The 24,116-nt window shown below is 70.9% G+C and carries 23 protein-coding genes, 1 tRNA gene, 1 pseudogene and 1 riboswitch; of the genes and pseudogenes, 21 read left to right on the top strand and 4 right to left on the bottom strand.

Features of this window, described 5'->3' with window-relative positions; all coding sequences use genetic code 11:
- The first annotated feature begins 5 nt into the window (after window positions 1-5).
- The 17 genes and pseudogenes from RWE79_RS15915 (at window position 6) to RWE79_RS15835 (ending at window position 16,286) form a co-directional block, all read left to right on the top strand.
- The gene (locus RWE79_RS15915) at window positions 6-752 is read left to right on the top strand and encodes a hypothetical protein (RefSeq protein WP_475940729.1); all 747 of its coding nucleotides are present in this window, start codon (window positions 6-8) and stop codon (window positions 750-752) included.
- 72 nt (window positions 753-824) lie between these two features.
- On the top strand, window positions 825-1,574 hold the full coding sequence (locus RWE79_RS15910; protein WP_475940728.1) for a DUF6585 family protein: 750 nt from the start codon (window positions 825-827) through the stop codon (window positions 1,572-1,574).
- A gap of 54 nt (window positions 1,575-1,628) precedes the next feature.
- Complete coding sequence (locus tag RWE79_RS15905; RefSeq protein ID WP_475940727.1) at window positions 1,629-2,411, top strand: hypothetical protein; 783 nt, start codon at window positions 1,629-1,631, stop codon at window positions 2,409-2,411.
- A gap of 45 nt (window positions 2,412-2,456) precedes the next feature.
- Entirely contained in the window at window positions 2,457-3,320 is an 864-nt protein-coding gene (locus tag RWE79_RS15900) for a GmrSD restriction endonuclease domain-containing protein (protein ID WP_475940726.1), read from the top strand.
- 108 nt (window positions 3,321-3,428) lie between these two features.
- Window positions 3,429-4,070: a SurA N-terminal domain-containing protein gene (locus RWE79_RS15895; protein ID WP_475940725.1), complete on the top strand. Its 642-nt coding sequence runs from the start codon at window positions 3,429-3,431 to the stop codon at window positions 4,068-4,070.
- A gap of 17 nt (window positions 4,071-4,087) precedes the next feature.
- Window positions 4,088-5,071 (top strand): nucleoside triphosphate pyrophosphohydrolase, encoded by a 984-nt coding sequence (locus RWE79_RS15890; RefSeq protein ID WP_475940724.1) that lies wholly within the window; start codon window positions 4,088-4,090, stop codon window positions 5,069-5,071.
- A gap of 48 nt (window positions 5,072-5,119) precedes the next feature.
- Window positions 5,120-5,500, top strand: a complete 381-nt coding sequence (locus RWE79_RS15885; protein WP_475940723.1) for a DUF6479 family protein — start codon at window positions 5,120-5,122, stop codon at window positions 5,498-5,500.
- 59 nt (window positions 5,501-5,559) lie between these two features.
- On the top strand, window positions 5,560-6,270 hold the full coding sequence (locus RWE79_RS15880) for an endonuclease V (protein ID WP_475940722.1): 711 nt from the start codon (window positions 5,560-5,562) through the stop codon (window positions 6,268-6,270).
- Window positions 6,263-7,561: a cytochrome P450 family protein gene (locus RWE79_RS15875; protein WP_475945846.1), complete on the top strand. Its 1,299-nt coding sequence runs from the start codon at window positions 6,263-6,265 to the stop codon at window positions 7,559-7,561. Before RWE79_RS15880 ends, RWE79_RS15875 begins: the two co-directional genes overlap by 8 nt.
- A 148-nt stretch (window positions 7,562-7,709) precedes the next feature.
- The gene (locus RWE79_RS15870; RefSeq protein ID WP_475940721.1) at window positions 7,710-8,663 is read left to right on the top strand and encodes a transglycosylase family protein; all 954 of its coding nucleotides are present in this window, start codon (window positions 7,710-7,712) and stop codon (window positions 8,661-8,663) included.
- A 232-nt stretch (window positions 8,664-8,895) separates the two neighbouring features.
- A riboswitch (cyclic di-AMP (ydaO/yuaA leader) is annotated at window positions 8,896-9,078 on the top strand.
- A 4-nt stretch (window positions 9,079-9,082) separates the two neighbouring features.
- A pseudogene (locus RWE79_RS15865) lies at window positions 9,083-9,424 on the top strand (transglycosylase family protein); the annotation flags it as partial.
- Between the two features lie 141 nt (window positions 9,425-9,565).
- Window positions 9,566-10,846, top strand: a complete 1,281-nt coding sequence (gene eno, locus RWE79_RS15860) for a phosphopyruvate hydratase (RefSeq protein WP_475940720.1) — start codon at window positions 9,566-9,568, stop codon at window positions 10,844-10,846.
- A gap of 191 nt (window positions 10,847-11,037) precedes the next feature.
- Window positions 11,038-11,541: an FtsB family cell division protein gene (locus tag RWE79_RS15855; RefSeq protein WP_475940719.1), complete on the top strand. Its 504-nt coding sequence runs from the start codon at window positions 11,038-11,040 to the stop codon at window positions 11,539-11,541.
- 58 nt (window positions 11,542-11,599) lie between these two features.
- Window positions 11,600-12,175, top strand: a complete 576-nt coding sequence (locus RWE79_RS15850; protein WP_475940718.1) for a DUF501 domain-containing protein — start codon at window positions 11,600-11,602, stop codon at window positions 12,173-12,175.
- Window positions 12,172-13,119, top strand: coding sequence for a Ppx/GppA phosphatase family protein (locus tag RWE79_RS15845; RefSeq protein WP_475940717.1), 948 nt, complete (start codon window positions 12,172-12,174; stop codon window positions 13,117-13,119). Before RWE79_RS15850 ends, RWE79_RS15845 begins: the two co-directional genes overlap by 4 nt.
- Before the next feature lie 321 nt (window positions 13,120-13,440).
- Window positions 13,441-14,829 carry an NAD(P)/FAD-dependent oxidoreductase gene (locus RWE79_RS15840; protein ID WP_475940716.1) on the top strand — a complete coding sequence of 463 codons (1,389 nt, stop codon included), beginning with the start codon at window positions 13,441-13,443 and terminating at the stop codon, window positions 14,827-14,829.
- A gap of 155 nt (window positions 14,830-14,984) precedes the next feature.
- Window positions 14,985-16,286: a class I SAM-dependent methyltransferase gene (locus tag RWE79_RS15835; RefSeq protein WP_475940715.1), complete on the top strand. Its 1,302-nt coding sequence runs from the start codon at window positions 14,985-14,987 to the stop codon at window positions 16,284-16,286.
- Between the two features lie 57 nt (window positions 16,287-16,343).
- Here the strand turns inward: RWE79_RS15835 and RWE79_RS15830 are convergent, their stop codons facing one another.
- Together RWE79_RS15830 and RWE79_RS15825 are read right to left on the bottom strand one after the other, a co-directional pair.
- Entirely contained in the window at window positions 16,344-18,851 is a 2,508-nt protein-coding gene (locus RWE79_RS15830) for an ABC transporter permease (RefSeq protein WP_475940714.1), read from the bottom strand.
- Between the two features lie 63 nt (window positions 18,852-18,914).
- A complete protein-coding gene (locus RWE79_RS15825; RefSeq protein ID WP_475940713.1) occupies window positions 18,915-19,682 on the bottom strand; it encodes an ABC transporter ATP-binding protein in 768 nt (255 codons plus the stop codon).
- A 362-nt stretch (window positions 19,683-20,044) separates the two neighbouring features.
- Between RWE79_RS15825 and RWE79_RS15820 the strand changes: the two genes are divergently transcribed.
- The 3 genes from RWE79_RS15820 (at window position 20,045) to RWE79_RS15810 (ending at window position 22,503) form a co-directional block, all read left to right on the top strand.
- Window positions 20,045-20,127: transfer RNA gene (locus tag RWE79_RS15820), tRNA-Leu, on the top strand.
- Between the two features lie 247 nt (window positions 20,128-20,374).
- A complete protein-coding gene (locus RWE79_RS15815; RefSeq protein WP_475940712.1) occupies window positions 20,375-21,592 on the top strand; it encodes an acyltransferase family protein in 1,218 nt (405 codons plus the stop codon).
- A 68-nt stretch (window positions 21,593-21,660) separates the two neighbouring features.
- Window positions 21,661-22,503: a Bax inhibitor-1/YccA family protein gene (locus RWE79_RS15810; RefSeq protein WP_475940711.1), complete on the top strand. Its 843-nt coding sequence runs from the start codon at window positions 21,661-21,663 to the stop codon at window positions 22,501-22,503.
- Between the two features lie 71 nt (window positions 22,504-22,574).
- On the opposite strand, the gene RWE79_RS15805 is transcribed toward RWE79_RS15810, so the two are convergent.
- Complete coding sequence (locus RWE79_RS15805; protein ID WP_475940710.1) at window positions 22,575-22,805, bottom strand: DUF4287 domain-containing protein; 231 nt, start codon at window positions 22,803-22,805, stop codon at window positions 22,575-22,577.
- Window positions 22,806-22,912: 107 nt separating this feature from the next.
- Between RWE79_RS15805 and RWE79_RS15800 the strand changes: the two genes are divergently transcribed.
- Window positions 22,913-23,236: a hypothetical protein gene (locus RWE79_RS15800; RefSeq protein ID WP_475940709.1), complete on the top strand. Its 324-nt coding sequence runs from the start codon at window positions 22,913-22,915 to the stop codon at window positions 23,234-23,236.
- 42 nt (window positions 23,237-23,278) lie between these two features.
- On the opposite strand, the gene RWE79_RS15795 is transcribed toward RWE79_RS15800, so the two are convergent.
- Complete coding sequence (locus tag RWE79_RS15795; protein ID WP_475940708.1) at window positions 23,279-24,115, bottom strand: hypothetical protein; 837 nt, start codon at window positions 24,113-24,115, stop codon at window positions 23,279-23,281.
- Window position 24,116 lies beyond the last annotated feature (1 nt).

Below are 24,116 nucleotides of genomic sequence, written 5' to 3'. Positions count from 1 at the left end.
ATCCCATGAACGCGAACGCCACCCCGTACGCCAAGCGCGCCGTTCTGGCGCTCGCCGCCACCGCCGCCGCCGTCGGCCTGGCCGCCTGCGGCACCCTGTCCGCCGACTCCACCGAGCCCGGGAAGAAGACCACCGCGGACCTCACCGGCCCCCAGATCGCCAACAAGGCGCTCAAGGCCACCAAGTCCGCGAGTTCCCTCACCATGGACCTCGACGGCAAGGTCGACGGCGACGACATGACCTTCCGTATGTCCCTGGACAAGAAGGGCGACTGCACCGGCCGTTTCCGGACCCCCGACGGCGGCATCCAGCTGCTCAAGGCCGGCGACACCGCCTACCTCAAGTTCGACGACGCCTACTGGAAGTCCCAGGGCAAGGACGGCGCGGCCGCCAAGTCGCTCATCGGCGGCAGGTGGATGAAGACCAAGGCCACCGGCGCCGACGCCAAGGACCTCGTCAGCTCCTGCAGCCTGGCCGAAGTCCTCGCCGGCTTCGAGGGTGACGACACCGCCGCCAAGAAGGGCGCCGTCACCACGGTCGACGGCACCCCCGCCATCACCCTGACCGAGAGCGAAGGCGCCGAGCACTACACCATCTACGTCGCCACCAAGGGCAAGCCGTACATCCTCAAGCTCGTCACCAAGGGCGGCAAGGAGCCCGGCACCGTGACCCTCTCCGGCTACAACGAGCCCGTCGCCGCCAAGGCCCCCGCGGCCAAGGACACCGTGGACCTCGACAAGCTCGGCAGCTGATCTAAGCTCAAGGGCTCACAGGCTCAGGGGCGCACAGCCCGGACACAGCGAACGGCGAAGAAGAAACCCACCATGGCAGTCGAAGCCTCACCCGTCCCCGGCGAACCCCTGGCGCCCGAACTCACGGCGCTGGCCGCCGCCGAGGACCTGGGCGCCCACCGCTTCACCATCCACCCCCAGCGCCTCGGGGCCCTGCGCCTCGGCGGCCTGCTGTTCTTCGGGGTGTTCGGCCTGGTCGCCCTCGTCCTCCCGGGGCTGTACTTCCTCTGGCTCGCCTCCCGGACGCCCAACCTCTCCCGCACCCAGGCCGCCCGCCGCCTCCACTTCTTCGAGTACGGCCTCGTCGAGGTCGCCGCCGACGGCACCCCCGCGGCCTTCCGCTGGGACTCGATGATGGCCCTCCAGGAGATCACCGAGCGCTACGCCAACGGCGTCTACGTCGGCACCACCTACGCGTACACCCTGCACGCCAAGGACGGCACCGTACGCAAGCTCACCCAGTTCTACGCCGAGCCCGAGCGCTGGGGCCCCTTCATCCAGCAGGAGATCACCGGCTTCCAGCTGCCCGGCCTGCTCGCCCGCCTGGACCAGGGCGAGACCCTGCGCTTCGGCGACCTGTCCGTCAGCCGGGGCGGCATCGCGACGCCCAGGTCCGGCTCGGCGGGCTGGACCGAGATCGAGCAGGTCCAGATCAAGAACGGCGCCCTCTTCCTGCGCAAGGGCGGCAAGTCCCGCTCCTGGTCGACCAAGGCGGTCAAGGACATCCCCAACTTCTTCCTCTTCCTCGCCCTGGTAGAGCGGCTCCGCCGCCCCGCCGGCTGACGGAAGTGGTGTTGGATGACTGGTTCCGCGCCGGCCGAACGGGAGACTGAACGTATGAAGAACACAGGTGTGCGCCGATATCTTGTAGCGGCCTCGGCGTTGTCCCTGGCGCTGGTCGCCGGGTGCGACGGGTCGGACGGGGGAGCCGACGGCAAGGCGGACCAGGCGAAGCAGTCGGGCGCGGCGGGGTCGCAGTCCTCCGGGCCGGCGGCGCAACCCCTGACGGCGGCGGAGTTGAAGAAGGCCGCGCTCGTCACCGCGGATGTCGACGGGTTCACCGTCAGCACCCCGGGCAAGGGAGATCTCGTCGCCGCCTCCGATGTGAGCACGGCACAGACGGAGTGCGTGCCGCTGGCGCACGCGCTGGCGGGGGTTCCGCTGGGGAAGCCGTCGGCGACCGAGGTGCGGCAGGTGACCAGCAGGGCGACCAAGCCCACGGGCACCTCCGAGACCGACCTGACCTCGGCGTTCGACGTGACGACGACGCTGCTGTCGCTGGCCTCGTACGCGGACGGGAGCACCGCCCGGAAAGTCCTGAAGTCCCTCACCGACGCGGGCGACGCCTGCGCGGGCGGCTTCTCGGGGACGGCGGGCGGCGAGAAGCAGAAGATCACCAAGGTCGCCGGGACGTCGGCGCCCAAGGGGGCCGACGAGGCGGTGGCGTTCACCGTCACAGCCGTCCAGGAGGCGTCCCAGGGGCCGATGAAGCTCGTGGTGATCCGTCAGGGCGCGACGGTGGGTTACTTCACCGCGCTGAACCTGGCCTCGCTCGTCTCCGGCAAGGACTTCGCCTTCCCCGCCGCCGTCGTCAGGGCGCAGCAGAACAAGCTCGGTTGACACGCCGTCTCCTCGGGTGCGGCCCGAGGCCGTAAAGTGCCGTTCGTGGGCATATCAAGGGCGGGTACGGTGCTGGCGGTCGCGGCGCTGGTCGGGGTGGCCGGCGTCGCGGGCTGCAAGGGGACGACGGACGAGACGGGCACGGGCAGCAATGCCGCGCCCAAGGGCAGCGCGATGGAGGCGGTCAACGACCTGACGGTGAAGGGCCGGGCGCCGAAGACCGGTTATTCCCGGGCCGAGTTCGGGAAGTCGTGGGTGGACACGGACCACAACTCCTGTGACACGCGCGACGACATACTCAAGCGCGACATGACCGCCGAGTCGTTCCGCTCGGACCAGGGCGGCGACTGCGTCATCGCCTCAGGCACCCTGGACGATCCCTACACGGGTAGGACGATCCACTTCACGCGCGGCAAGAGCACCGTCGACATCGACCATGTCGTCGCGCTGTCCGACGCCTGGCAGAAGGGGGCGCAGAAGTGGTCGGAGGACAAGCGCGAGCAGCTCGCCAACGACCCGCTGAATCTGCTGGCCGTCGACTACTCCTCGAACCGCGTCAAGGGTGACGCGGATGCCGCGACCTGGCTGCCGTCGAACAAGAGCTTCCGGTGCGCGTACGTGGCCCGGCAGGCGGCGGTGAAGAAGAAGTACGGGGTGTGGGTGACCGGCGCCGAGAAGACGGCGATGGTGAAGGTGCTCAACACCTGCCCCGGCGAGAAGCTCCCGGACTCCGGCAAGCCGGTGGCCTCCGGGACGCCCGACGTGGAGACGTCGTCCGCGGCGACGGGCACGCGCTACGCCAACTGCGACGCCGTACGCAAGGCGGGCGCGGCGCCGCTGCGCAAGGGCGACCCCGGGTACTCGCGTTCGCTCGACCGGGACGGCGACGGAGTCGCCTGCGACACCTGAGAGGCGCGGTCTCGTTTGTAACGAGTGCTGGTCTCACGGTGCGCGAGTCAATATCCTCGATCATCGCCAGGTCGTGCACCGTCGCTCGATCCCTTGCCGGGAGGCAAAATGCTCCGCCGCAGGACTGCGCTCTCCTTCACCGCCGCTGCCATGCTCGCCGCGACACCCCTGCTGACCTCGTGCGGGACACCGCACCCGGGGGCGGCCGCGGTGGTCGGGGGCCAGCGGATCACGGTATCGGCGGTGCAGGCGAGGGTCGACGCGGTACGGGCCGCGCAGGAGAAGTCACCGCAGGCCGCACAGCTGATCGAGGCGAGCAGCGACCTCAGCCGCAACACCGTGCACAGCCTGGTGCAGGCCAGGGTCATCGACCGGGCGGCCGAGGACGCCGGGGTGTCCGTGACGCGGCGCGAGGTACAGCAGGCCAGGGCGGCGGCGGAGAAGCAGGCCGGCGGCAGGACGAACCTGGAGTCGCAGGTGCTGCAGACCTACGCGATGGTGCCCGCCGACATCGACGAGAGCATCCGCACCGACCTGACCATGCAGAAGGTCGCCCGGCACTACGGCGCCGATGTGCAGACCGCGGCCGGCCAGGCGGAACTGGTCAAGGTGCTCCGCCGGACCTCCGACGAGCTGGGCATCGACGTCAACCCGCGCTACGGGACGTGGAACTCGAAGAAGCTGACCCTCGACACCGCCAAGGACCCCTGGCTCAGCCAGGTCACCGCGACGACTTCGACGACCGCGTAGGGAGGTAGTTTCGTCGGGTGGACGAGAACCCGACGAACGAAGCCCCCCGGGCCCCCGGGCGCCTCCTGCTGCTCACCACGACGCACCGGGTGGCGCCCGGCCTGCTCTCCTGGCCGGCCTGGGAGGCCCTGCGCGGCGCGGACCAGGTGGTCTGCCCCGACGGCGGCCACCCGCTGCTGCCGTATCTGCGCGAGGCGGGCGTGGCCGTCGAGGTGGTCGCGCCCGGCGGCCGTGAGCTGGTCGAGCTGACGGCCGGCGGCCGCACTGTCGTCTATGTCGCCGGCGGCGAGGGCGATCGGGCCGTCACCGACGAACTGGCCCGGCTGGGCGGCTCGGGGCGGGTCGCGATGCCCGATCTGGAGCTGCTGCCCGGTTCGTACGACCTGCCGGGGGCGCGGCTGCTGGACCTGGTGCAGGTGATGGACCGGATCCGTCGCGAGTGCCCGTGGAGCAGCGAGCAGACCAGCGCCGAGCTGGCCAAGTACGGGGTCGAGGAGGTCTACGAACTCGTCGAGGCGATCGAGGAGGACGACCGCGAGGCCCTGCGCGAGGAGCTGGGCGACGTGCTGCTGCAGGTGATCTTCCATGCGCGGATCGCGCAGGACGACGAGGAGGAACCGTTCTCCATCGACGACGTCGCCGGGACGATCGTCGACAAGCTCATCCACCGGCATCCGCATGTGTTCGGCGACGAGACCGCCGAGACCCCTGAGGAGGTCCAGGCGCACTGGCAGCGCACGAAGGCCGTGGAGAAGCAGCGGGAGTCCGTCACCGAGGGGATTCCGCTCGGCCAGCCGGCGCTGGCGCTCGCCGCCAAGCTCGCCGGACGGGCCCGGGCGGCCGGGCTCGACGTCGCGGTGCCCGCGGGGGACGAGTTCGGGGAGCGGCTGCTCGCACTCGCCGCCGCCGCGCAGGCGGCCGGCGTCGACCCCGAATCCGCGCTGCGCGCGGCGGCCCGGCGCTACCGCGAGGCGATCCGCTCGGCGGAGGCCGCGGGCTGATCCGGCACGAATATGTTGCCCTGGCCCCGAAAGGGGTACAAATGGGACATGAGTATGAGTGCAGTGGAACAGGTGCAGCTGGCCATCCCGCACGACTACCTCGTCGGGATCGTGCCACTGGTGGTGGGCGTCCTCCTGGTCGGCGTCCTGATCGGCGCCGTGTCGCTGGGCCTGTGGGCCCGTTCCAAGGAGCCGCCGCCGCAGCAGGAGCCCCAGCCCCGTGCGGGGGCCTGGCAGAAGCGTGAGGAGCATGAGCGGGGCGAGGTGCCCGCCGACCACGGACCGGGCCATCAGGACGGCGAGCGGCACCCGCTCACCGAGCCACGGGAGGTCGACGAGTGGGAACCCGAGCCCAACGGTGCGCGCCGCCTGCCGCACTCGATGAAGGGCTTCGGGAACTGGGGCTCCCACTCGGCCCGCCACCCCTAGGCCGGGCCGGACAGGACCTGGTTCGAGGACGGACCACGCCCGGCCCGTAGCCTCGCCCCATGCGTATCGACGTACCCCACGCCTGGCCGCGGGACGAGGCCGAAGCGGTGGCCCTCCAGAACGAGCTGCGGCCCCTTGCCGACCATGCCGGCCCGGGGCCGCAGCGGCCGCGTCTGATAGCGGGCCTGGACGTGGCCTACGGCGGCAGCGGGGGAGCGGACGACGAGCTCGCGGCCGCGGTGGTGGTCGTCGACGCGCAGACCCTCGCCCCGGTCGAGCGGGCGACCGCGGTGGGCCGGGCCACCTTTCCGTACGTCCCGGGGCTCTTCGCCTTCCGTGAGCTGCCGGTGCTGATCGAGGCGCTGCGCCGCCTCCGTACCGCCCCCGACCTGCTGCTCTGCGACGGTCAGGGGCTGGCGCACCCGCGCCGCTTCGGGCTCGCCTGCCACCTGGGCGTCATCACAGGGATCGCGACGGCGGGGGTGGCCAAGACCCCGTTCACGGGGACGTACGGGGACGGCTCGCCGGGACGTGAGCGCGGCTCGTACGCCGACCTCATGAGCGGTACCGAGCGGCTCGGCCGGGCCCTGCGCACCCAGGACGGCGTGAAGCCGGTCTATGTGTCGACGGGGCACCGGATCGACCTGGACACGGCTTGCCGTCACGTCCTGGCGATGGCGGCGGCCTACCGGCTGCCGGAGACGACCAGGCTCGCGGACCGCCTCAGCAGGGACGCGCTAGCGTCGTACCGTGACCGTCCCCGTGCCTGAGGCCTCCGCCCCGACCCCGTCGCCGACCCCCGGCCCGACTTCCGGCCCCGGCCCCGCCCCGACCCTGTTCAGCTGGGAGTTCGCGACCGACCCCTACCCGGCGTACGGCTGGCTGCGCGAGCACTCGCCCGTGCACCGCACCACCCTGCCCAGCGGGGTCGACGCCTGGCTGGTCACCCGGTACGCGGACGCGCGGCAGGCGCTGGCCGACGCCCGGCTGAGCAAGAACCCGGTGCACCACAGCGAGCGCGCGCACGCCAAGGGCCGGGTCGGCATTCCCGGCGAGCGCAGCGCCGACCTGATGACGCATCTGCTGAACATCGACCCTCCGGACCACACCCGGCTGCGCCGGCTGGTCTCCAAGGCGTTCACCCCGCGCCGGGTGGCGGAGTTCGCGCCGCGCGTGCAGCAGCTCACCGACCGCCTGATCGACGGCTTCTCGGGCGCGGGCGAGGCGGACCTCATCCATGACTTCGCCTTCCCGCTGCCGATCTACGCGATCTGTGACCTGCTGGGCGTCCCGGCCGAGGACCAGGACGACTTCCGCGACTGGGCCGGACTCATGATCCGCCACGGCGGCGGCCCGCGCGGCGGCGTCGGCCGGGCGGTGAAGAAGATGCGGGGGTACCTGCTGGAGCTGATCCACCGCAAACGCGAGGGCCTGGGGCAGGGAGGCGACGACGACCTGATCTCCGGCCTGATCAGGGCGAGCGACCACGGCGAGCACCTCACCGAGAACGAGGCGGCGGCCATGGCCTTCATCCTCCTCTTCGCCGGATTCGAGACAACGGTCAACCTCATCGGCAACGGCATGCACACACTGCTGCGCCACCCCGCGCAGCGCGCGCGGCTGCAACAGGCCCTGGCCCACGGCGACACGGAGCTGCTGGCCACCGGTGTCGAGGAACTGCTGCGCTACGACGGGCCGGTGGAGCTGGCCACCTGGCGCTTCGCGACCGAGCCGCTGACGATCGGCGGCCGGGTGATCGCCGCCGGCGATCCGGTGCTGGTCGTGCTGGCCGCCGCCGACCGGGATCCGGCCCGTTTCGACAGCCCGGACACCCTCGATCTGACCCGCCGCGACAACCAGCACCTCGGTTACGGACACGGCATCCACTACTGCCTGGGCGCCCCGTTGGCGCGCCTGGAGGCGCAGAGCGCACTGGCCACCCTGCTGACCCGGCTGCCCGATCTCGATCTCGCCGTCGAGCCCTCTGAGCTGCGCTGGCGGGGTGGCCTGATCATGCGCGGACTGCGAACTCTACCGGTGAATTTCACGCCGGAGCGGTAGTCGAGCCCTGAGCAGGAGGGATAAGGGAGTTGACGCTCCGTCACCGTCGTGATCTTGGCGTGATCTCCGATACATCGACTTGTGATGCCATGGCCAACGCCGCTACGTTCTGCGGTCGTCGCAGTCTTTGAAAAGGAAAGGCGATCGCATGCTGAAGTCCGGGAACGGCCGACACCGCAAACCGCGCCAGGCACCCACCGCTGTGGTGGTGGTCGCGGCGACCGGAGCCGGAATGGCGCTCCCGCTCTTCGCCGCGAGCGGAGCCCAGGCCGCCGACACCTCCGTCTCCGACTCGACCTGGAACGCGGTCGCCGTCTGCGAGAGCGGCGGCCTGTGGAGCTCCAACACCGGCAACGGGTTCTACGGCGGGCTGCAGATCACCCAGGAGACCTGGGACCAGTACGGCGGCCAGGACTACGCCAAGCGCCCCGACCTCGCCAGCCAGAACGAGCAGATATCCGTCGCCGACGAGATCCTCGACGCCCTCGGCCCCGAGGCGTGGCCGACCTGCGCCGACCTCTCGGGTCTGACCGACGCCGTCACCGGTGACGACTCCTCGGCCTCCGCCGACCCCACCGACGACGCGACGGACGACACGACGGGCGACACGACCGCCACGCCGTCCGATGACGCCACCGACGACTCCACCACCTCCGGCACGGACTCCGGTGGCACGGGCTCCGACACCGATTCCGGCAGCGACTCCGCCGACGCCTCGGACACCGGCGACAGCGACGGGACATCCGGCTCGGCGTCCTCGACGAGCCCCGATCCGTCCGCCACCCGGGCCGGCTCGGCCACCTCCCGGAACCAGGGCCGGCACGCCCGGCCCGAGACCACCGGCCCCACGGGCCTGGCCGCCTGGGGCGAGCTGTCCCGCAACAGCGTCAAGGTCGTCGCCCGCACGAAGTCCGCCGCCACCGAGGGCGCCACCACCGAGGCCGCCCGGCGCTACCTCGTACGTGACGGCGACTCGCTCTGCGGGATCGCGGCCGAGGAGGACGTGGCGGGCGGATGGCGCGCGCTGTACGAGGCCAACAAGAGCGCGATCGGTGACGATCCGAGTGTGATCCACCCCGGGGAGTATCTGAACCTGGAGTAGCACCTGTGACAAGCCTCTCCCGGAGGTCTGTGCCCGCGGTGTCCCTCCTTGTCCGATTCACCCGCTCCCACCAGGAATGACACGCATTCCTGGTGGGTGAAAAAGCGAACGATGGGCGATCTTGGGGGGATTGTCCTCACCCCCGGCCTTTGCTTACGGTCGACATCGCTCGCCGCCGCGGGCCCCGCCGGTCAGGAACGCCGAGTCCTGCCGCCGACCGACGGGAACAGTCGACGCGAAAGCGCCGAAGGCAGGAGCGGGGGACCCACAGGTTCGCCGCCGTACGGATCCGGACGCCCGTCGTCCGCCGCTCCGTGCGGCTCGGGGTTAAGCGCTGCGCGCACGTCGCGCCGCGCCGGGCACTCACTCGGCCCGAACCCGACAGCTGACCTCGCAGGCGCCGGTGAGGAACCCAGATCATGATCCGTCGTGTCTCGAAGTCGATCCGTCTCGCCGCTCTCGGTGCCGTCGCCACCGGTGCGATCGCGGTTCCGATGATGACCGCCTCCTCCGCCTCCGCCGCTCCGGCCACCGCGTGGACCAAGGTCGCCATGTGCGAGTCCACCGGAAACTGGCACATCAACTCCGGCAACGGCTTCTACGGCGGCCTGCAGTTCACCAATTCGACCTGGGCCGCTTACGGCGGCACCAAGTACGCCGCCCGCGCCGACCTGGCGACCTCGGGCCAGCAGATGGCCGTCGCCGAGAAGGTCCTGGCCAGCCAGGGCAAGGGCGCCTGGCCGATCTGCGGCAAGCACCTCTGACCGGGGGCGTCCACCGCGACGCCACCCCCCACGGCTCCCCGGCCGGGCACGCTTCTCCCCCAAGCGTGCCCGGCCGGGGCTTTTCGGGTCGGTTAGGCTCAGCACGAAAAAGATAGAGACATCCAGAAGGAGACTCACGTGCCGTCCATCGACGTCGTCGTAGCCCGGGAAATCCTCGACTCGCGAGGCAACCCCACCGTCGAGGTCGAGGTCGGCCTCGACGACGGCAGCACCGGTCGTGCCGCCGTTCCGTCCGGTGCCTCCACCGGCGCCTTCGAGGCCCTCGAACTCCGGGACGGCGACAAGAGCCGTTACCTCGGCAAGGGCGTGGAGAAGGCCGTCCTCGCCGTCATCGAGCAGATCGGCCCCGAGCTGGTCGGCTACGACGCCACCGAGCAGCGCCTGATCGACCAGGCGATGTTCGACCTGGACGCCACCCCCGACAAGTCATCGCTCGGCGCCAACGCCATCCTCGGCGTGTCGCTCGCCGTCGCGCACGCCGCCTCCGAGGCCTCGGACCTGCCGCTGTTCAGGTACCTGGGCGGCCCGAACGCCCACGTGCTGCCGGTCCCGATGATGAACATCCTCAACGGCGGCTCGCACGCCGACTCCAACGTGGACATCCAGGAGTTCATGATCGCGCCCATCGGCGCGGAGTCCTTCTCCGAGGCCCTGCGCTGGGGTGCCGAGGTCTACCACACCCTCAAGGCGGTCCTGAAGGAGCGCGGCCTGTCCACCGGTCTGGGTGACGAGGGCGGCTTCGCGCCCAACCTCGACTCCAACCGCGCCGCTCTCGACCTCATCGTCGAGGCCATCAAGAAGGCCGGTTACACCCCGGGCCAGGACATCGCGCTGGCGCTCGACGTCGCCGCCTCCGAGTTCTACAAGGACGGCAGCTACTCGTTCGAGGGCAAGGCGCTGTCCGCCGCCGAACTCACCGCGTACTACGCCGAGCTCGTGGCCGCGTACCCGCTGGTCTCCATCGAGGACCCGCTGTTCGAGGACGACTGGGACGGCTGGAAGACCCTCACCGACCAGCTCGGCGACAAGGTCCAGATCGTCGGCGACGACCTGTTCGTCACCAACCCCGAGCGCCTGCAGAAGGGCATCGACAACAACACCGCCAACGCGCTCCTGGTGAAGGTCAACCAGATCGGCTCCCTCACCGAGACCCTCGACGCCGTCGAGCTCGCGCAGCGCAGCGGCTACAAGTGCATGATGTCCCACCGCTCCGGTGAGACCGAGGACGTCACCATCGCCGACCTGGCCGTCGCCACCAACTGCGGCCAGATCAAGACCGGCGCCCCGGCCCGCTCCGAGCGCGTCGCCAAGTACAACCAGCTGCTGCGCATCGAGGAGATCCTCGACGACGCCGCGGTGTACGCGGGCCGCTCGGCGTTCCCGCGCTTCAAGGGCTGATCTCCGGCCCCGCCGGGTTGTGGCCCGGCCACAACCCGGCCACAACCCGGCCACAGCCCGGCTCCCGGCCGGGGGCCGGGTACGAAACCGCAGCCGGCGTACCGGCGTGCCGGTGTGTGCGGCCCCCGGCCGCGTAGGGTGACCGGCAGGCGCAGCCGCCGACCCAACGCGAACCCTCACCGGAGGTGCACGTGCCGGACCGCTTCTCCACCGCGACGCGGATCCGCGCGCTGGGCGCCCAGGCGCAGGCGAGGGTGTACCGCGCCGCGGGCCGGGGCCCCGTCGCACCGCGCCGTAACCGCCTCACGGGCCGGGCCGCCGTACTGGCGCTGGTCGTGTGCGCGCTCGTCGTGGCGCTCGCGTACCCGATGCGGCAGTACATCGCCCAGCGCAGCGCCATCGCCGACCAGCGCCGCCAGGCGCAGGAGACGGAGCGCCGGGTGAAGGAGCTGCGGGAGGAGAAGGCCCGCTGGCAGGACCCGGCGTACGTCAGGAGCCAGGCACGGCAGCGCCTGAACTACGTGATGCCCGGCGAGACGGGCTTCACCGTGGTCCAGCCGGGCTCCACGGCGCAGCGCAGCGCGGACGAGGCGGACCGCCACGAAGCGAGCGGGGCGGCCGCCCGCCGCGCCTGGTACGCCAACCTCTGGGACGGCGTGGACCACGCCGACGCCTCCGCGGCCGCCCGTCACTGACCGACCACCGACCTCCCGACGACCGACGACCGACGAACGGTACGAGAAGACACTCCGCATGGATACGCCCCCCGCCGTCACCCCGCGCACTCCGCCCACCGAGACGGACATCGCCGCGTTCAAGGAGCAGTTGGGCCGCCCGCCGCGCGGCCTGCGGGCCATCGCCCACCGGTGCCCGTGCGGCAATCCGGACGTCGTGGAGACCCAGCCGCGGCTGGAGGACGGGACGCCGTTCCCGACCCTCTACTACCTGACCTGCCCGCGTGCGGCCTCCGCGATCGGCACGCTGGAGGCGGACGGCGTCATGAAGGAGATGACGGCCCGTCTCGCCGAGGACCCGGAGCTGGCCGCCGCCTACCGCGCCGCGCACGAGGACTACATCGCGCGGCGCGACGCCATCGAGGTCCTGGAGGGCTTCCCCAGCGCCGGCGGGATGCCGGACCGGGTGAAGTGCCTGCATGTGCTGGTCGGCCACTCGCTGGCGGCCGGACCGGGTGTGAACCCGCTGGGCGACGAGGCGATCGCGATGCTGCCGGAATGGTGGCGCAAGGGCCCGTGTGTGACGCCGTGCGGCCCGCCGGCCGGGACGGCCGGGACGGCCGTCGCGGCCGCTGCTGAAGGAGACGCCGAATGACCCGGGTCGCGGCCATCGACTGCGGTACGAACTCCATCCGGCTCCTGGTGGCCGACGCCGACCTCGCGACCGGCGTGATCGAGGACCTGGACCGCCGGATGACCATCGTCCGGCTCGGCCAGGACGTGGACCGCACCGGCCGGCTGGCCCCCGAGGCGCTGGAGCGGACCTTCGACGCCTGCCGCGAGTACGCGGCGGTGATCGAGAAGCTGGGCGCGCAGCGGCTGCGCTTCGTGGCGACCTCGGCCTCCCGGGACGCCTCGAACCGCGAGGACTTCGTACGCGGGGTGGTGGACATCCTGGGTGTGGAGCCCGAGGTGATCACGGGTGCCCAGGAGGCGGAGTTCTCCTTCGTCGGGGCCACCAAGGAGCTGGCCGGCCGCTCCGACCTGGCCAGGCCGTTCCTGGTGGTGGACATCGGCGGCGGCTCGACGGAGTTCGTGGTCGGCGACCGCGGTGTCGACGCGGCCCGCTCGGTCGACATCGGCTGCGTACGGCTGACCGAGCGGCACCTGGTCCGCAAGGACACCGGCAAGGTCGTCGACCCGCCGACGCTGGGCGCGATCACCGCGATGAAGACCGACATCGAGGCCGCGCTCGACCTGGCCGCCGAGGCGGTGCCCCTCACCCGGGCCGGCACGCTGGTCGGCCTGGCCGGCTCGGTCACCACGGTGGCCGCGATCGCGCTGGGCCTGCCGGAGTACGACTCGACGGCGACCCATCACTCCCGTATCCCGGTGGCCCGGGTCCGGGAGATCGCCGGGGAGCTGCTCACCACCACGCACGCGCAGCGCGCCGAGGTCCCGGTGATCCATCCCGGCCGGGTTGACGTCATCGGCGCGGGGGCGCTGGTCCTGCTGGAGATCATGGAGCGGATCGGGGCGGAGGAAGTGGTGGTCAGCGAGCACGACATCCTCGACGGCATCGCCTGGAGCGTCGCCTGATCCGGCGCCCGAGATTGTTTGTGAAACTCTTCACATGAAGTTCCGGTCCTGTGGCCCGGTTTTCGAAGGCCGCAGGCTCCGGGCGCCCCCAAAACCCTTTGCGGGTGCGTGTTTCGGCCGTATTGCGCGACCGGCCGCAGAGGCCACCCAGGCCGGGATTTCCGCACTTCACAGGGGTTGCTCAACGCCCGCGCCCCGCACCGGGTTCCCCATGAGCACTGTGGCCCTGGTCACGAAGCGGGGCAGTGTAGCAGAAGGGTGCGGTTAGCTTGTGAAGGGGCTCACGAGCTACCCCCCGGGGTGTGGTGAATACTCGAAGCCATGAGCACCACGGAGCGTCCCAGGATCCTCGTAGTAGGCGGTGGGTACGTCGGCCTGTACGCGGCCCGACGCATCCTGAAGAAGATGCGCTACGCGGAGGCGACCGTCACGGTCGTCGACCCGCGTTCGTACATGACGTACCAGCCCTTCCTGCCGGAAGCCGCCGCCGGCAACATCTCCCCCCGCCACGTCGTGGTGCCGCTTCGCCGCGTGCTCCCCAAGGCGGAGGTCCTCACCGGCCGGGTCACCACCATCGACCAGGACCGCAAGGTCGCCGTGGTCGAGCCGCTCGTGGGCGACTCCTACGAGCTGCCCTTCGACTACCTGGTCGTGGCGCTCGGCGCGGTCTCCCGGACCTTCCCGATCCCCGGCCTCGCCGAGAACGGCATCGGTCTCAAGGGTGTCGAGGAGGCCATCGGCCTGCGCAACCACGTCCTTGAGCAGCTCGACAAGGCCGAGTCCACGACCGACGAGGAGATCCGCCGCCAGGCCCTCACCTTCGTCTTCGTCGGCGGCGGCTTCGCGGGCGCCGAGGCGATCGGCGAGATCGAGGACATGGCGCGGGACGCCGCGAAGTACTACCCGAACGTCAAGCGCGAGGACATGCGTTTCATCCTCGTCGACGTGGCCGACAAGATCCTCCCCGAGGTCGGCCCCGAGCTCGGCGCGTGGGGCCTTGAGCACCTGCGCGAGCGCGGTATCGAGATCTACCTCAAGACCTCCATGAAGTCCTGCGTCGACAAGCACGTCGTGCTCGACAACGGCCTGGAGGTCGACGCCTCGACGCTGGTGTGGACCGCGGGCGTCAAGCCCAACCCGGCGCTGGCCAGGTTCGGCCTCCCGCTCGGCCCGCGCGGCCATGTCGACACCGCCCCGACCCTCCAGGTCCAGGGCACCGACTACATCTGGTCGGCCGGCGACAACGCCCAGGTCCCCGACCTCGCCTCCGGCCCCGGCGCCTGGTGCCCGCCCAACGCCCAGCACGCGCTGCGCCAGGCCAAGGTCCTCGGCGACAACGTCATCTCCGGCATGCGCGGCTTCCCGCAGGCCGAGTACAAGCACGGCAACAAGGGCGCCGTCGCGGGCCTGGGCCTGCACAAGGGCGTCGCGCTGATCCGCATCGGCAAGGTCAAGCTGAAGTTCAAGGGCCGCCTGGCCTGGTACTTCCACCGTGGCTACCACGGCATGGCGGTCCCGACCTTCAACCGCAAGTTCCGGGTGCTGGCCGACTGGACGCTGGCGATGTTCCTCAAGCGCGAGGTCGTCTCGCTGGGCGCCATCGAGCACCCCCGCGAGGAGTTCTACGAGGCCGCCCGCCCGGCCGTGCCGGCCCAGGCCACCGCTCCGGCGCCGGCCGCCGTCAAGGACGGGGAGAAGGCCAAGGCCTGACCCGCGGCAGTACCGCAGACCTGAGCCGAAGGGCGTCCGCCATCCGTGGTGCGGACGCCCTTCGGCGTTCCTGCGTCAGGGGGATTACCGCCGTAACGTGCACATGTTTACGTGATGAGAGGAACCGTGAACCTGTCACGACGGAGGTGCCCGACATGACCGACGCGGCCGGACGGCTGACCGCACTCGCCGAACAGATCCTCGGTACGCCCCTGCCCCTGCGCGTGCGCGCGTGGGACGGCAGCGAGGCTGGGCCGGCCGACGCCCCCATGCTGGTGGTGCGCAACCGCCGGGCCCTGCGGCGGGTGCTCTACAAGCCCGGCGAGCTGGGCCTGGCCCGGGCCTGGGTGGCCGGCGAACTCGACCTCGAGGGGGATCTGTACGAGGCCCTCGACCTGCTCACCGGCCTGTTCTGGGAGCGCTCCGACAGCGGGCCCGCACGGTCGCTGACCGATCTCCTGCGCGACCCGGCGACCTACCGGCTCGGCCGCGAGGCGCTGGCCCTCGCCGGCCCCGGACTGCCCCCGCCGCCCCCGCCGGAGGAGGTGCGCCGCCGCACCGGCCTCCTGCACAGCCCGCACCGCGACCGCGCCGCCATCAGCCACCACTACGACGTCGGCAACGACTTCTACGAGCTGGTGCTCGGCCCGTCCATGGTCTACTCGTGCGCCTTCTGGGAGAGCCCCGACGTCACCCTGGAGGACGCCCAGACCGCCAAGCTGGACCTCGTCTGCCGCAAGCTGGGCCTGCGGCCGGGGCAGCGGCTGCTCGACGTCGGCTGCGGCTGGGGCTCGATGGTCCTGCACGCCGCGCAGCACTACGGTGTGCACGCCACCGGGATCACCCTGTCCACCGAACAGGCCGCGCACGCCCGTAAGCGGGTCGCCGGGGCCGGGCTGTCCGACCGCGTCGAGATCCGCGTGCAGGACTACCGGGCCGTGCCCGACGGGCCCTACGACGCCATCTCCTCCATCGGCATGGCCGAACATGTCGGCCGCGACCGCTACCGCGAATACGCGACCGTCCTGCACGGCCTGCTGCGGCCCGGCGGGCGGCTGCTCAACCACCAGATCGCCCGCCGCCCCACGGGCGACGAGGAGACGTACCGCCTCGACGACTTCATGGACCGCTACGTCTTCCCCGACGGGGAGCTGGCGCCCGTCGGTTCCACCGTCTCCCGCCTGGAGGAGGCCGGCTTCGAGGTACGGGACGTGGAGGCCCTGCGCGAGCACTACGCGCTCACCCTGCGGCACTGGGTCGCCAACCTGGAGGCCCGCTGGCCCGAGGCGGTACGTCTCACCTCGGGCGGCCGGGCCAGGGTCTGGCGCCTGTACATGGCGGCCTCCGCGCTCTCCTTCGAGCGCAACCGGATCGGCGTCAACCAGGTCCTCGCCGTCCGCACGACGGCGGACGGCGAGGCGTTCCTGCCGCCGACCCGGGCGGCCTGGCTCGGCTGAGCCGGGACGCCCGGACGCCCGGGTCGCCCCGCCGCCCGGGAACCGGAACCGGAACCGCTATTCGGCCTTGATGGAGGCCAGCATGTTGAGCCTCGCCGCCCGCCGTGCGGGCCACAGGGCGGCGAGGACACCCACCGCGGCCGACAGGGCCAGGAACACGGCGATACGGCCCCAGGGAAGGACCAGCGTGTAGGAGGCGATGCTGCCGGAGATGAGCCGGCCTGCGGCCCAGCCGAAGAAGACGCCGAGCCCGATGCCCAGCACCGCGCCGAACAGGGAGATGACCAGGGACTCCAGCCGCACCATCCGCTTGACGGCGCGGCGGTCCAGACCGATGGCCCGCAGCATGCCGATCTCGTGGGAGCGCTCGAAGACGGACATCGCCAGGGTGTTGATCACCCCGAGCACCGCGACCAGGACGGCCATGGCGAGGAGCCCGTAGAGGATGTTGAGCAGCAGGCCGATGAAGGAGCTGATCTCCTCGGAGATACCGGCCTTGTCCTGGACCTTGATCGCCGGGTTGCTGCCGAGCGCCTTCTCGATCGCGTCCTTGGCCGCCGCGCTCGGGCCGCCGGCGGTCTTCACCAGGACCTGCATGTCGGTGACCCTGGCGCTGTGCGGGGCGAGGGTGTCCTCGTCCACCAGGACACCGCCCAGCAGCTCGTTGCCCTGGTAGACACCGCCGATCCGCAGGGTGCTCTTCTGCCCGTCGTCGTAGACGACGGGTACGGTGTCGCCGGTCCTCCAGCCCGTCCGCTCGGCGGTGTCGGTGTCGATGACGACCGTACGGCCGCCGAGTGCGCCGATCGAGCCGCTGGAGAAGTCGAACGCGATGAGCTTGTCGATGGCGCCGGTGTCGACGCCGGTGAGGTAGGCGGTGTTGCCGCCCGTGCCCAGCTCGGAGCGGGAGTCGCGCAGGCCGCTGCTGGCGGTGACCTGGTCCATGCGGCTGAGCTTCTTCTCCACGTCGGGAGAGAGCAGGGTGCCGTTGGCCATGGCGATCTGGTAGTCGGCTTTGAGCGAGGCGGTCGCCATCTTGTCGATGGCGGACTGCATGGAGGTGGCGACCACGGTGAGCCCGGTGATCAGCGTCAGTCCGATCATCAGCGCGGAGGCGGTGGCCGCCGTGCGCCGCGGGTTGCGCACCGAGTTCTGCCGGGCGAGCTTGCCGGTGATGCCGAAGGGCCGCAGCAGCGGGCCGGCGGCGGCGATGACGGGCCGGGACAGCAGCGGCGTGAGGATGAAGACGCCGATGAGCAGCAGGCCCGCACCGCCGCCCATGATCGCGTTGCCGCCGTCCTTCATGCCGGTGGCGACCAGCACCAGGGCGGCACCGGCGCCGGAGACGACCGCGCCGATGGTGTTGCGCACGACCAGGCCCTTGGTGGTGGGCGGAGCGTGCACGCTGCCCATGGCGGCGACCGGGGGGATCCTGGCGGCGCGGCGGGCCGGCAGCCAGGCGGCGAGCATGGTCACCCCGACACCGACGGCGAGCGCGGCGATCACCGTGCCGGACTGCAGGACGAGGGAGCCGTCGGGCAGGGTCGCGCCGGTGCTGCCGAGCAGCGTGCGCATGCCGGCGGCGATACCGATGCCGACCAGGAGGCCGGAGACGCCGGCCACCAGCCCCACGACCAGGGCCTCGATCAGCACCGAACGGGTCACCTGGCGGCGGCTCGCGCCGACCGCGCGCAGCAGCGCCAGCTCCTTGGTGCGCTGGGCGACCAGCATGGTGAAGGTGTTGGCGATGATGAAGACGCCGACGAAGAGCGCGATGCCCGCGAAGGCCAGCAGGGTGTTGTTGAAGCCGCTCAGGCCGGACGAGATCTGCTCGGCCTCGTCAGCGGCGAGCTTCTTGCCGGTGACCGCCTCCGCGCCCTTGGCGTACGACGGCAGCAGCGTGTCGATCCGCGCCTTGAGCGCGGCCTGGCCGGTGCCCGCCGCCGCCTTGACGTCGATCTCGCTGTACCGACCGGGCTTGGCGAACAGCTTCTGCGCGGTCGCGGTGTCGAAGAGCACCAGGCTGCCGCCGGCCGCCACGTTGCCGTCGTCGGTGGTGAAGATCCCGGTGACCTTCTGCTTCAGCACCGGGCCGTCCACCGACATCCGTACGTTGTCGCCGACCGCGTACCCGGCGCGCTCGGCCGTCCTGGTGTCCAGGGCGACCTCGGAGGCCGTGCGCGGCGCCCGGCCGTGGACCAGGGGGTACTTGGCGGCCCCGGCGTAGTTGGCGCCGTTGGTGGACCAGCCGTCGCCGATCAGCTTGCCCTTCTTGTCGGCGACGGCGGTGAAGCCGGAGACGGCGCCGGTGGCGCTCCCGGCCCCGGGGAGGCCGCGGACGGCGGTGAGCAGCTTTTCGCTCAGGTAGGGCGAGTCGCTGTCGGGGGTGATGGCCACGGAGACGTTCTCGTAGCTCTTGGCCGAGCTCTTCTTGAAGGCGTCGCCGATGGTGTCGGTGAAGACCAGGGTGCCGGAGACGAAGGACACGCCGAGCATCACGGCGAGTACGGTCATCAGCAGTCTGGCCTTGTGCGCGAGCACGTTGCGCAGGGCGGTACGGAACATGTGGACGTCCTGGGTGGGGCTGGGCGGAGAAACGGGGCGGGGGCGCGGGGCGGTGACGCCGGTTCAGCTGGTGCGGACCTTGGCGTCGAAACGCTTCATGCGCTCCAGGACGCCCTCCGCCGTCGGGTCCTGCAGCTCGTCGACGATCCGGCCGTCGGCGAGGAAGATCACGCGGTCGGCGTAGGACGCGGCGCCCGGGTCGTGCGTCACCATGACGACGGTCTGGCCCAGCTCACGAACCGAGTTGCGCAGGAAGCCGAGGATCTCGGCCCCGGACCGGGAGTCCAGGTTGCCGGTCGGCTCGTCGGCGAAGATGATCTCGGGCTTGCTCGCCAGTGCGCGGGCCACCGCCACCCGCTGCTGCTGGCCGCCGGACAGCTGGCTCGGCCGGTGCTTGAGACGGTCGGCCAGGCCGACCGTCTCCACGATCCGCTCCAGCCACTCCTTGTCGTGCTTGCGGCCCGCGATGTCCATGGGGAGGGTGATGTTCTCTATCGCGTTGAGCGTGGGGAGCAGGTTGAACGCCTGGAAGATGAAGCCGATCTTGTCCCGGCGCAGCTGCGTCAGCTGCTTGTCCTTCAGCGAGGACAGCTCGGTCCCGCCTATGGTCGCCGATCCCGAGGAGACGGTGTCCAGGCCCGCCATGCAGTGCATCAGCGTGGACTTGCCGGAGCCCGACGGTCCCATGATCGCGGTGAACTGCGCGGTGCGGAACTCGACGGACACCGAGTCGAGCGCGACGACCTTGGTCTCGCCCTCGCCGTAGACCTTGCTCAGATCAGTCGCTCGGGCGGCCGTGGTGGCGAGGTCGGCGGGTGCGGTGGTGGTCACGGCAGGTGCTCCTGTCGGGGGACGTGAGGATTCGGACTCCCCCCATCCTTCCGGTGCGATCCGCTCGGGGGATCAGCCTGTGATGGTGTTCTCATGGTGTGCCGCAGAGGTACACGGCCGGTCCGCCGTACTCCCTGGGTATGACGTCGTCCCCGAGTCACCCCCCGGGGGGTAAGCGATTTCACGTCATATGCTGCGGGCGCTGTCCGGCCCTCGGACACCCCCGGGCCTGTAGGTTTCCGGCCCCTGAAGCACCCCTGATGTTCCGTCAGTTACCCTTAAAATCAGACAACATGACCCCGATGACCCCCTGTTCCACCTCCCTTCCCGGATAGGCTCGTACAGCGCTCAAGTGCCGCCCTGCCCGGATGGTGGAATGCAGACACGGCGAGCTTAAACCTCGCTGCCCCTCGGGGGCGTACCGGTTCGAGTCCGGTTCCGGGCACTCCCTCGTCTGGCGGCTCCGCCGAAAAAAGGGCGCACCGCACCCGGATGCCCCACTACCCCGGCCCCGTTCGGGCATTCCTGTGGGTTCCGGACTTGTCGTCGACCCGGAGGCGGGTGTTCATTCGCTGTTCTCCAGGGGTTAACGCTCCGAGTCTGTGCGTTTTCTCTGTGCAACCTTTGGTGTCTTCGGCAGGTCATTCCTGCGCGCCGCGAGAGCCGTGGCGTCCGACCCTTGGGGGCTCCACATGGCGCTGGGAAGCGCGACCGCCACACCGTCCGACGGAGCCGGGGAGCCGCCTCCGACACCGACTCCGACTCCAACTCCGGCGCCGACTCCGACACCGGCGCCGCTGCGCACGACGCCCACGGCGCGGGCCGAGGGTGCCGGGGGGCGGCTGAGGGCGCTGGACGGGATGCGGCTGCTGGCCGCGCTGCTGGTGTGCTTCTTCCACTACGTGGGACACGGCGGGCTCCCCACGCACGCGTTCGGCCAGTCTCCGCGGCTGCTGTTCCCCAACCTCGCGCAGGCCGCGATCTACGGCAATCTCGGGGTGCAGATCTTCTTCGTCATCAGCGGCTTCGTGATCTGCATGAGCGGCTGGGGACGGACGCTGGGCGACTTCTTCCGCTCCCGGGTGTCGCGGCTGTATCCGGCGTACTGGGTGGCGCTGCTGCTGCTCGCCGGCGCCACGGCGCTGTGGCCGGTGCTGGAGAAGCGGCCGGCCTTCGGTGACCTGCTGGTCAACCTGACGATGCTGCAGTCGCCGATGGGTGTGCACCGGGTGCTGGGCGTGGACTGGACGCTGTGGGTGGAGGCCCGCTTCTACCTGCTGTTCGCGCTCTTCGTGCTCTGGAAGGGCGCGACGTACCGGCGGGTGGTGACCTTCTGCATCCTGTGGCTGGTGGCGGGGGCCCTGACGGCGAACCTGGGCAGCCCGCTGATCGACATGGTGATGGTGCGCAACCACGCGCCGTTCTTCATCGGGGGGCTCGCGCTCTATCTGATGTACCGCTTCGGCAGCGACCTGACCCTGTGGAGCATCCTGATCGCGAGCTATCTGCTCGGCCAGAAGTACGTGATCGACATCATCTACCAGCCGCACGCCGCGCATCCGTTCCTCACCCGCACACCGGTGGTGATCATGCTCGGGCTCACCCTCGGCTATGTGCTGGTCGGACTGGTCGCGCTCCGGAAGCTGGAGTGGATGAACTGGCGCTGGCTCACCTTCGCCGGGGCGCTGACCTACCCCTTCTACCTCGTCCACGAACACCTGGGGTACCTGGCGCTCCAGGTCTTCCGGCAGCGGCTGGACCTGACCGCCCGCGAGTCGCTGGCCGCGACGGTGGTGTCGATGCTGCTGCTGGCCGCGGCCATCCACTACCTGGTGGAGAAACCGCTGGGCAGACGGCTGCGGCAGGGTATGAAGCGGCAGGCGGCGGCAAAGATCCTCCTCAAGGATTAGTACGTCTACTTTGCCAAGCCATTACTCTTAGCGAGACGCCGTATCGCGCGGCCATGGAGGAGTGAAGGATGAGGAGCAGCAACCCGGTCTTCTCCCGACGGGGATTCACCCGTGGGGACGGCGGCTACGCGGGCTTCGGCGGCCAGCAGCAGCCCCAGGGCGGCAACCCCTACGCCGGTACGAACCCCTACAACACCAACAACGGCACGCCCGAGCAGCTCCAGGAGATGTACCAGGCCCCGCCGGCCGGACCGCTCCAGACCGGGCGCATGACGATCGACGACGTCGTCATGCGGACCGGGATGACGCTGGGCACGGTGGCGGTCGGCGCGCTGGTCGGCTGGGTCGCGCTGGCGGGCAACCTCGCGGTCGCCTTCGGCGCCATGTTCATCGCCTTCGTGCTCGGCATGATCCAGGCCTTCAAGCGCGAGCCGGTGCCCGCGCTGATCCTGGCCTACGCGGCCTTCGAGGGCATCTTCCTGGGCGTGCTCAGCGAGGCGTACAACCAGCAGTGGTCGGGCGCCCCGCTCCAGGCCGTGCTGGGCACGATGGCGGTCTCCGGCGGCATGCTGGTGGCGTACCGGACGCGGCTGATCCGGGTCACCGCCCGCTACCAGCGGATCGGCCTGGCGATCGCGATCGGCTTCGTGCTGCTGCTGGTCGTCAATCTGGTGCTGGTGGCCTTCGGCGTCGACCTCGGCCTGCGCAGCGGCCCGCTGGGCATCGCCGTCGGGATCGTCGGCGTGCTGCTCGGCGCGTTCTTCCTGTCGCTGGACTTCAAGCAGATCGAGGACGGCATCGCCCACGGCGCCCCGCAGCGGGAGTCCTGGCTGGCGGCCTTCGGGCTGACGCTCTCCCTGGTGTGGATCTACCTGGAGATGCTGCGGCTGATCTCGATCCTGCGCGACTGACGCACCACGTCCCGCGCAATCAACGTCGGCGGGCCCGGGAAGACCATGGTCTTCCCGGGCCCGCCGAGGTGTCAGAGGAGGTTGCGGGCGGCCCGCCGCAGGTCGTATTCGTGGACGATCGCCTTGGCGTGTCCGTAGGACAGGTCGTGCTCGCTGCGGAGCCAGCTGACTTTCTCGTCGAAGCGGAGGAAGGCTGGGCCGTCGTCGACGGCACGCAGCCAGTCGCGGATTTCGCGACCAGTGCAATGGGGGATGCGGGAGAGCAGGTTCCGGTGGGTTTCTTCGGAGAAGGTCTGGGACATCGGCGCCTCCGGTATGCGTTCCGGTCACCCCACGGTGCCTGAGAGGTTGGTTGTTGGCAACAGTCCCAGGCGATCGTTTGTGTGTACGCACCGGTAGGCTCGCCGACGTGCTCGACGTGAAGGATCTACGCAACGCCGCGGACCGGCTCGCCGGACGCTTTCGCGCACTGCCGCAGAGCCGGCTGCGCGGCCCGGTCGCGCAGGAGGGCCTGGCGCTGGCGCGTGACCTGGCGGCCGTCGCGCAGCGGCTCGAATTCCCTGACGCCGAGGCGCGGTTGATACCGGACGACGGGATCTTCGTCATCGGCGACCAGATCGCCGTGGCCGGTCACGAGCTGGCCGCGGCACTGGAGCAGCGGCCGGAACTGGCGCCCGAGAGGGACGCGGCACTGGGCCGCATCGAGGCCGCCGCGAAGCGCTGCGGGCTCTGAGCCGCAGGGGTAATTTTTACCTTCCGTACCTTCCGCTCCGGTTCAGAGCGACGCCACGACGCGGTCCGCGAGGATGTAGACGCTCTCCTCGCCGTACGTGAAGGTGAGGGCGTAGGCGCCCGCGATGGCGGAGCCCCCGAGCAGCACCGGCAGCTCGCCGCGGTCGAGGGCGTCGGAGAGCTGGAGGGCGGTCTCGCGGTGGCCCGGGGTCATGCACAGCGTGGTGCCGTCCGCGAAGACATAGACGTCGAGGGTGCCCAGCGGGCCCGGGCGCACGTCGGCCAGCGGGATGCGGGCGTCGGCGAGGTCGGTGAGCCGCTCGGCGGTCTGCTCCTGGTCGGCCACGACCGGGGTGGGGACGGAGAAGTCCACGTCCGAGGGGTGCCGGAAGGGGATGCCCGGGTCGCTCACCGGCTCCAGGCCGGTGTCCAGGTCGGTGTCGAACCCGGTGCCGAACCCGCTGTCCAGGCCCTGCCCCGCCAGGTCGGCCTGCCGGGGCAGGAAGGGCCCGTACGGTCCGTAGGGCAGCACCTCGTAGTCGGAGTGCTCGGCGCCGGGCAGCGGGGGGCCGCCGCCGAACAGCGGGGCGTCGGCGGACTCCCGGGCCTCCTGGGCGGCCCAGAACGCCCGGGCCTCGGCCAGCTCGCGCTCCCGCTCGTCTGCGAGGGCGTCGGCGACCGCGGTGCGTATCGCCTCGCCGTCGGGAGAGGCGGTGCGGGCGGCCGGCACCGGAAGCGCGGCGGCGGCGTGGGCGGCCAGCAGGTCCTCGCGCAGTCCGGCGACGTCGCGGCGAAGGCCACGCGCGGTGAGCAGCGCGGCGGACCCCACGGCTACGGCTGCTGCCGCGACCGTAAGCGGAATGAGGATCATGGCGCTCACT

This window comes from Streptomyces sp. RLA131 (assembly GCF_056270125.1).
Note: the sequence above shows the minus strand (reverse complement) of the source record. Positions and strands in the feature narration are given on the sequence as shown.

Coding starts and splice junctions, on each gene's coding strand:
- RWE79_RS15840 (WP_475940716.1), top strand. CDS start 13,441: ATGAGCACCACGGAGCGTCCCAGGATCCTCGTAGTAGGCGGTGGGTAC.
- RWE79_RS15805 (WP_475940710.1), bottom strand. CDS start 22,805: ATGTCCCAGACCTTCTCCGAAGAAACCCACCGGAACCTGCTCTCCCGC.
- RWE79_RS15885 (WP_475940723.1), top strand. CDS start 5,120: ATGAGTATGAGTGCAGTGGAACAGGTGCAGCTGGCCATCCCGCACGAC.
- RWE79_RS15880 (WP_475940722.1), top strand. CDS start 5,560: ATGCGTATCGACGTACCCCACGCCTGGCCGCGGGACGAGGCCGAAGCG.
- RWE79_RS15910 (WP_475940728.1), top strand. CDS start 825: ATGGCAGTCGAAGCCTCACCCGTCCCCGGCGAACCCCTGGCGCCCGAA.
- RWE79_RS15915 (WP_475940729.1), top strand. CDS start 6: ATGAACGCGAACGCCACCCCGTACGCCAAGCGCGCCGTTCTGGCGCTC.
- RWE79_RS15905 (WP_475940727.1), top strand. CDS start 1,629: ATGAAGAACACAGGTGTGCGCCGATATCTTGTAGCGGCCTCGGCGTTG.
- RWE79_RS15815 (WP_475940712.1), top strand. CDS start 20,375: ATGGCGCTGGGAAGCGCGACCGCCACACCGTCCGACGGAGCCGGGGAG.
- RWE79_RS15895 (WP_475940725.1), top strand. CDS start 3,429: ATGCTCCGCCGCAGGACTGCGCTCTCCTTCACCGCCGCTGCCATGCTC.
- RWE79_RS15845 (WP_475940717.1), top strand. CDS start 12,172: ATGACCCGGGTCGCGGCCATCGACTGCGGTACGAACTCCATCCGGCTC.
- RWE79_RS15835 (WP_475940715.1), top strand. CDS start 14,985: ATGACCGACGCGGCCGGACGGCTGACCGCACTCGCCGAACAGATCCTC.
- RWE79_RS15870 (WP_475940721.1), top strand. CDS start 7,710: ATGCTGAAGTCCGGGAACGGCCGACACCGCAAACCGCGCCAGGCACCC.
- RWE79_RS15850 (WP_475940718.1), top strand. CDS start 11,600: ATGGATACGCCCCCCGCCGTCACCCCGCGCACTCCGCCCACCGAGACG.
- RWE79_RS15810 (WP_475940711.1), top strand. CDS start 21,661: ATGAGGAGCAGCAACCCGGTCTTCTCCCGACGGGGATTCACCCGTGGG.
- RWE79_RS15830 (WP_475940714.1), bottom strand. CDS start 18,851: ATGTTCCGTACCGCCCTGCGCAACGTGCTCGCGCACAAGGCCAGACTG.